The sequence below is a fragment of the Sphingomonas sp. genome (assembly GCF_019242355.1).
Classification (GTDB): Bacteria; Pseudomonadota; Alphaproteobacteria; order Sphingomonadales; family Sphingomonadaceae; genus Sphingomicrobium.
In genome coordinates, this window is record NZ_JAFAVR010000183.1 from 1 (window position 1) to 6,545 (window position 6,545).

Annotated in this window: 8 protein-coding genes; 7 read left to right on the top strand and 1 reads right to left on the bottom strand. The window is 65.9% G+C overall.

What is annotated here, in order from left to right:
- The 6 genes from JOZ79_RS09240 to JOZ79_RS09265 form a co-directional block, all read left to right on the top strand.
- Positions 1-417 (top strand): NUDIX hydrolase (locus JOZ79_RS09240; RefSeq protein ID WP_294073451.1); only part of this gene is annotated, 417 nt, incomplete at its 5' end.
- A gap of 160 nt (positions 418-577) precedes the next feature.
- On the top strand, positions 578-1,411 hold the full coding sequence (locus JOZ79_RS09245) for a metallophosphoesterase (protein ID WP_294073453.1): 834 nt from the start codon (positions 578-580) through the stop codon (positions 1,409-1,411).
- 32 nt (positions 1,412-1,443) lie between these two features.
- Entirely contained in the window at positions 1,444-2,295 is an 852-nt protein-coding gene (nadC, locus tag JOZ79_RS09250; RefSeq protein WP_294073455.1) for a carboxylating nicotinate-nucleotide diphosphorylase, read from the top strand.
- Positions 2,296-2,432: 137 nt separating this feature from the next.
- Positions 2,433-3,044, top strand: a complete 612-nt coding sequence (locus JOZ79_RS09255; protein WP_294073457.1) for a glycine zipper 2TM domain-containing protein — start codon at positions 2,433-2,435, stop codon at positions 3,042-3,044.
- A 135-nt stretch (positions 3,045-3,179) separates the two neighbouring features.
- Entirely contained in the window at positions 3,180-4,586 is a 1,407-nt protein-coding gene (locus JOZ79_RS09260; protein ID WP_294073465.1) for a nitronate monooxygenase, read from the top strand.
- Between the two features lie 80 nt (positions 4,587-4,666).
- Positions 4,667-5,116, top strand: a complete 450-nt coding sequence (locus tag JOZ79_RS09265; protein WP_294073459.1) for an SH3 domain-containing protein — start codon at positions 4,667-4,669, stop codon at positions 5,114-5,116.
- Between the two features lie 28 nt (positions 5,117-5,144).
- Here JOZ79_RS09265 and JOZ79_RS09270 read toward each other — a convergent pair whose 3' ends face one another.
- Positions 5,145-5,516, bottom strand: coding sequence for a PilZ domain-containing protein (locus JOZ79_RS09270; RefSeq protein WP_294073461.1), 372 nt, complete (start codon positions 5,514-5,516; stop codon positions 5,145-5,147).
- A gap of 412 nt (positions 5,517-5,928) precedes the next feature.
- Here JOZ79_RS09270 and JOZ79_RS09275 point away from each other — a divergent pair.
- On the top strand, positions 5,929-6,545 hold a 617-nt coding region (locus tag JOZ79_RS09275; protein ID WP_294073463.1), incomplete at its 3' end, for a S1 RNA-binding domain-containing protein.

Sequence of the window (6,545 nt, forward strand, 5' to 3'; positions counted from 1 at the left end):
AATATCGGCGCAGTCGTCATCCTTGCCGAGCATGACGGCAGGGTGATCCTCATCGATCAGCCGCGAGTGCCGCTCGGCAAGCGCTGCCTCGAGCTTCCGGCCGGCCTGGTCGGTGACACCGACCCCGACGCGACGATCGAGGGCACCGCGGTCAAGGAACTGGAAGAGGAGACCGGCTTCACCGCCCGCCATGTCGAGCGCCTGGGCGATTTCTACGCGTCGCCCGGGATGGTATCGGAAGGCTTCACGCTGGTTCGCGCGACCGGGCTCTCGAAGATCGGCGACGGCGGTGGCGACGAGGGCGAGAACATCAATGTCCATCTCGTGCCGCGCGCCGACGTGCCCGCCTTCATCGAGCAGAAGCGACGCGAGGGGTTTGGCGTCGACGTCAAGCTGCTGCTCTTCCTGGACTTCTAGATCCTCCCCGGAACGGGGAGGGGAACCATGCGAAGCATGGTGGAAGGGCGTCGGCGTATACGCTGTGGATAACGGGGACCCCTCCGTCAGCTCTGCGCCCCGCCACCTCCCCGTTCCGGGGAGGATTGAAACAAGACGGCCCGCGCATTGTTGACCCCGCATGGCGCGGATTGTCCACCTGTCCGACCTGCATTTCGGAGCGCATGACGACCAGCTCGTTGCTGCGGTCGAGCGCAGCGTCGACGAGCTCGCACCCGATCTCGTGGTCGTCAGCGGCGACTTCACGCAGCGCGCGCGAACCGAGCAGTTCGCCGAGGCCTGCCGCTTCCTGGAACGGCTCCGCGACGGCGGACATGAGGTGCTGGGCGTTCCGGGCAATCACGATGTCCCGCTCTACGATGTCCTTCGGCGCTTCCTGTCGCCGCTGACCCGGTACAAGCGCTATATCGACGACATATTGTGCCCAGTGCACGAACTGCGCGGCGCGATCGTGCTCGGCATCAACACCGCGCGCTCGCTGACCTTCAAGGACGGGCGGATCAATGCGCAGCAGGTGGAGTTCATTCGGGAAACATTCGCCCGGGCCGATTCCGAAAGCGTCCGAGTCCTCGTCACCCATCACCCGCTGTTCGCGCTCAAGGTCGGAGACGAGCTGCAGGGCGCGATCGGTCGGCAGGAGATGGCGCTCGACGCGATCGAGGAAGCCGGCGTTGACATGCTTCTTGCCGGCCACAACCATCACGCGTCGGTGAACAATGCCAGCGACCTCGTTACCCGAGCCGGCGGAGCGCTGGTGGTGCAGGCCGGGACTGCGACGTCGACCCGAGTGCGCGATCAGGACCAGAGCTTCAACCTCCTCGACATCGCCGAGGGGCGCGTGGTGCTGACGGTCTATACGTGGAGCGGCGAGGAGTATCGCGCGGCCGACGCCCAGGCCTTCGCGAAGCAGGACGGGCGCTGGAGCCTCGCCAAGGCTCCACAGCCCGCCGCTTGAGCTTTCCGGGCGCGCTCGCCTAAGGCCCCCGAATGCCGCTTCCCCAAGATTTCGACACTGACGAATTCGTGGCCCGCATCCTTGCCGAAGACCTCGGCTCGGGCGGCGACGTGACATCGGCGGCGACCATCCCGGATGGCGAGCGGCTTGCCGCCGTCATGGCGTCGCGGCAGGAGATTGTCGTCGCCGGGCTGGACATCGCTGTCGCAGTGTTTCGCAAGCTCGATCCCGAGGTCGACATCCGGGTGGAGTGCAGCGACGGCGACCGAGTGGCGGAAGAGCGCGTCCTCATGCGCCTCGCTGGCAACGCGCGCGCCATGCTGACGGCGGAGCGGTCGGCGCTGAACACGGTCCAGCACCTGTCGGGCATCGCGACGCTGACGCGCCGCTACGCCGACGCGGTCGCCGGTACCGGGGCGACGCTGCTCGACACGCGCAAGACAATCCCGGGCCTTCGCGTCCTTGAGAAATATGCGGCGCGGATGGGCGGCGCGTCGAACCATCGGATGCGCCTCGACGACGGGGTTCTGATCAAGGATAATCACGTCGCGGCGTGCGGGGGCATCGTCGAGGCGGTGCGCCGAGCAAGGTCGGCGAACACTGGGCTTCACGTGCAGGTCGAGGTCGACCGGATCGACCAGATCGAGCCGGCGCTGGAAGCGGGCGCCGACCGGCTGCTGCTCGACAACATGATGCCGGCAACGCTCCGCGAGGCCGTCGTTCTGGTCAACGGGCGCGTGCCGCTCGAGGCGTCGGGCGGAGTCACGCTCGACACCATCCGCGCGATTGCCGAGAGTGGAGTCGACTTTGTTTCGGTCGGCCGGATCACGCAGTCGGCCCCCGCCGTCGACATCGGGCTGGACTATCGCGTCGAACCGCGATGAGCATGGAGACATTGGTTAATTTCGCGCGTTGACACCCTCGAAGCGTGTTCATCCCCACGACAGCCCTCAAGGTGCAAAACCACCGTCGAGTCGGCTGCTTAACGGGGTCGATGCGTTATAAATCGAGGAGTATTTCGATGAAGAAGGTCATCGGTCTTGCGCTTGCGGCGTCGTCGCTGGTTGCGCTTCCGGCTGCTGCGGACGCGCGTCCGCATTACAACAACAATTACGGCTCCTATTCATATCGCGATCGCGATCATGACGGTGATCGTGGCCGCTATCGTAACTACGGCGGTTACGGCTACCGTAACTACGGCTACCGCAATTACGGCTACGGGAATTACGGCACGCGTGTCGTGATCCGCAGCTATCCTTCGTACGGTTATGGCTATGGCTATGGCTATGGGGCCCCGGCCTATGGTTACGGTTACAGTTACCCCGCCTATGGTTACGGCTACAGCCCCGCATATTACGGCGGATACGGCAACTACGGCTACGGCAACTATGGCTACAACGGCTACGGCTACAACGGCTACGGCTACAACGGCTATTGCGGCAACAACACGGCTGCGGGCGCAGCGATCGGCGGAGTCGCCGGCGCAGTGATCGGTAGCTCGGTCGCCGACAACGGCCGCTACGGCTATCGCGGTTACTATCGCGACCGTGGTGACCGCACCGCCGGCGCGCTCATCGGCGGAGCGCTCGGCGCCGTCGCCGGGGCCGCCGTCGCCAACGGCAGCTGCTACTAAGCAAGCCCAGGCACAGCCTGACAAAGGGCGGCGCTCCGGAACAACCGGGGCGCCGCTTCTTTTTTAGCGTTCATTAAGCCGGCGCCGGCCCTATATGGCGCAAATGTGGCGCGCGCCGCGCCCGGGAGACGAGTGGTGTTCAAGGGCCTCCAGCCCATCCTCTACGCCGGCAAGGAAGTGTGGCCGCTGATCGAAGGCGGCAAGGGCGTGTCGGCGACCAACCACGCGAGCTCGGGCGCCTGGGCCGCCGCCGGCGGCATCGGGACGGTCAGTGCGGTCAACGCCGACAGCTACGACCCAGAGGGCCGCATCATCCCGCAGATCTATGAAGGCCTGACCCGCCGCGAGCGGCATGAGGAGCTGATCCGCTTCGCCATCGACGGCGCCGTCGCCCAGGTCCAGCGCGCCTATGAGATGGCGAACGGCAAGGGCGCGATCAACATCAACGTGCTGTGGGAGATGGGCGGGGCGCAGCGGGTGCTGCACGGCGTCCTGGAGCGTACGCGCGGCCTTGTCAGCGGCGTCACTTGCGGCGCCGGAATGCCCTACAAGCTCAGTGAAATCGCCGCGTCCTACGGCGTCAATTACCTCCCCATCATCAGCTCCGCGCGGGCGTTCAGCGCTTTGTGGAAGCGCGCCTATCACAAGGCGGCGGAGTGGCTTGCCGCCGTGGTCTACGAGGACCCGTGGCTCGCCGGGGGCCATAATGGCCTCAGCAACGCCGAGGACCCGCGCAAGCCGCAGGATCCCTATCCGCGCGTCGCTGCCCTACGTCAGACGATGCGCGACAATGGCATTGCCGACACCGTGCCGATCGTCATGGCCGGCGGCGTGTGGCGCCTGGACGAGTGGGAGAACTGGATCGACAATCCCGAGCTCGGACAGGTCGTGTTCCAGTTCGGCACCCGCCCGCTGCTGACCCAGGAAAGCCCGATCCCGGTCGAGTGGAAGGAGCGGCTGATGAACCTGGAGGAAGGCGACGTGCTCCTGCACCGCTTCTCTCCGACCGGCTTCTATTCCTCGGCCGTCCGCAACCCGTTCCTTCGCAACCTCGAGGCTCGCAGCGACCGCCAGATCGCCTTCACCAAGGACGCGGTCGGCGAGCATCATTTCGAGCTCGACGTCGGCGTCGGCACCAAGAAGAACTACTGGGTGACCAAGGGCGACCTGATCCACGCCCGCGAATGGTTCGCTCAAGGCTTCACCAATGCGCTGAAGACGCCGGACGACACGTTGGTGTTCGTGACGCCGGAGGAAGAAAAGATCATCCGCAAGGACCAGGCCGACTGCATGGGCTGTCTCAGCCAGTGCGCCTTCTCGTCCTGGGCGGACAATGAGAAGAACTCGACCGGGCGGCTCGCCGACCCGCGCAGCTTCTGCATCCAGAAGACGCTCCAGGACATCGCCCACGGCGGGCCGGTGGAGAACAACCTGATGTTCGCCGGGCACGCGGCGTTCCGGTTCAAGTCCGATCCATTCTATTCGAACGGCTTCGTTCCGACCGTGAAGCAGCTGGTCGACCGGATCCTGACGGGGGCTTAGTGAAACTTCTCGTCATCCCCGCGCAAGCGGGGACCCAGCCGAAAAAGAAAAACTGGGTTCCCGCCTTCGCGGGAATGACGATGATTTTGCTTACAACATCCGCCTCCGCCCAGGAGGACAAGCAGCCGCCTTACTGGGCGTCGATCGCGTCGGGGCAGGCGATGACGCGGACCGGCCCGGGCCGCAACTATCCGGGCGTCTGGCTTTATCAGCGCCGCGATCTGCCGGTGCGGGTGGTCAAAAAGTACCAGACCTGGCGACTGATCCAAGATCCGGACGGCGCGCAGGGCTGGATGCTCGTTACGTTGCTCAGTGACCGCCGGACCGCCCTCGTGAAGCCGGGACAGCCGCGCGACGTGCACGTTAGCCCGAGCGGCGTCGCCCGAGTCCGCTACACGGCAGAGCCCGGAGTCGTCGGGCGGATCGACAAGTGCCGTGACGGCTGGTGCCGGATCACGATCGGCAAGCGCGACGGCTATATCGCGATCGGCGACCTGTGGGGCGTCAACGATGGCGAAACCGTCGATTGAACGAAGGACGCGGAGTCCGCTTCCAGCCCTATCGCGCCAGTCCCGTCGTCCAGTCGTCCATGGCCGCGCTCGTCTCGGGAGCGAGGCCGGCGGTCCGCCGCAGCCGCGCCCTTAGCTGCACCACGTCCAGCGGCGAGATTGGATCGTCGAAGGCCATCCCGAATTGGTCGCCGCGCACCCATGCCACGCTGCCAAAGGCGCGGATCGCCTCGACAGCGAGCATCAGCTCCTCGCCCATCGCCGGCAGGTCGCTGGAACGGAGCCTGGCTCCGGTCGCCGAGAGATCGACGAGGATCGCTCCGTGCGACTGGGTGACGGTCGTGAACACGGCGGTCGTCGGCGCCGGCTCCCGTTGCGCCTTGCGCCTGCCGCCGCCGCTTCGCTTGCCGAACATGTTCATTATTCAAGGCCCTTCCGAAGAAACGGCCCCCCACAAGTCGTTGATTTACCGGCTTTCCGTTAACGCAGGCTTGGGCAACAGGGTTACCCGATCCTTTCACAACCCAGGTTAGGACAATTCCCCGGCCTGGGGCCGCCGCAACTTGCGGTTACAGGTCGTCTCGGCTAAGGGCGCGGGCGTCCGGCGGGCGTCAAGCTGCTCGCGGAAGCCCGCTTTCTCGCGAGCGCGTGGGTGCCGTCCGGCTCTCGACGCGCTCTTTCGTTTGGGGGCGCTTCCGCAGCTGGTACCGTCTGGCGCCACCGGCGCATGGGGCTTCGGCGGCAGTTTGAGAGAACCAGGTCCGCATGTGAAGCCTCGCCACGGTGGCGGGCACGCGGCAGGCCCGATTTGAAGACGAGAGACACCGAACCTTATGGCAACCACGACATTCCCGACCCGCGACGACTTCGCGGACCTTCTCAACAAGAGCCTCGGCGGCGAGAACGAAGCCTTCGAAGGCAAGGTGGTGAAGGGCATCGTCACGGGGATCGAGAATGACCTCGCGGTCATCGACGTCGGCTTGAAGAGCGAGGGCCGGGTGCCGCTTCGCGAGTTCGCCGCGCCGGGCCAGAAGGCCGAGCTCAACGTCGGCGACGAGGTCGAGGTCTATGTCGACCGCGTCGAGAACAGCGCCGGCGAAGCCATGCTGTCGCGCGACCGGGCCCGCCGCGAAGCCGCGTGGGACAAGCTTGAAAAGGAATTCGAAGCCGGCAACCGCGTCGAAGGCGTGATCTTCGGCCGCGTGAAGGGCGGCTTCACCGTCGACCTCGGCGGCGCCGTGGCGTTCTTGCCCGGGAGCCAGGTCGACATCCGCCCGGTGCGTGACGTCGGCCCGCTGATGGACCTGCCGCAGCCGTTCCAGATCCTGAAGATGGACCGCCGCCGCGGCAACATCGTCGTATCGCGCCGCGCGATCCTCGAGGAGACCCGCGCCGAGCAGCGCAGCGGCCTCATCCAGAGCCTTGCCGAGGGCCAGGTCATCGAGGGCGT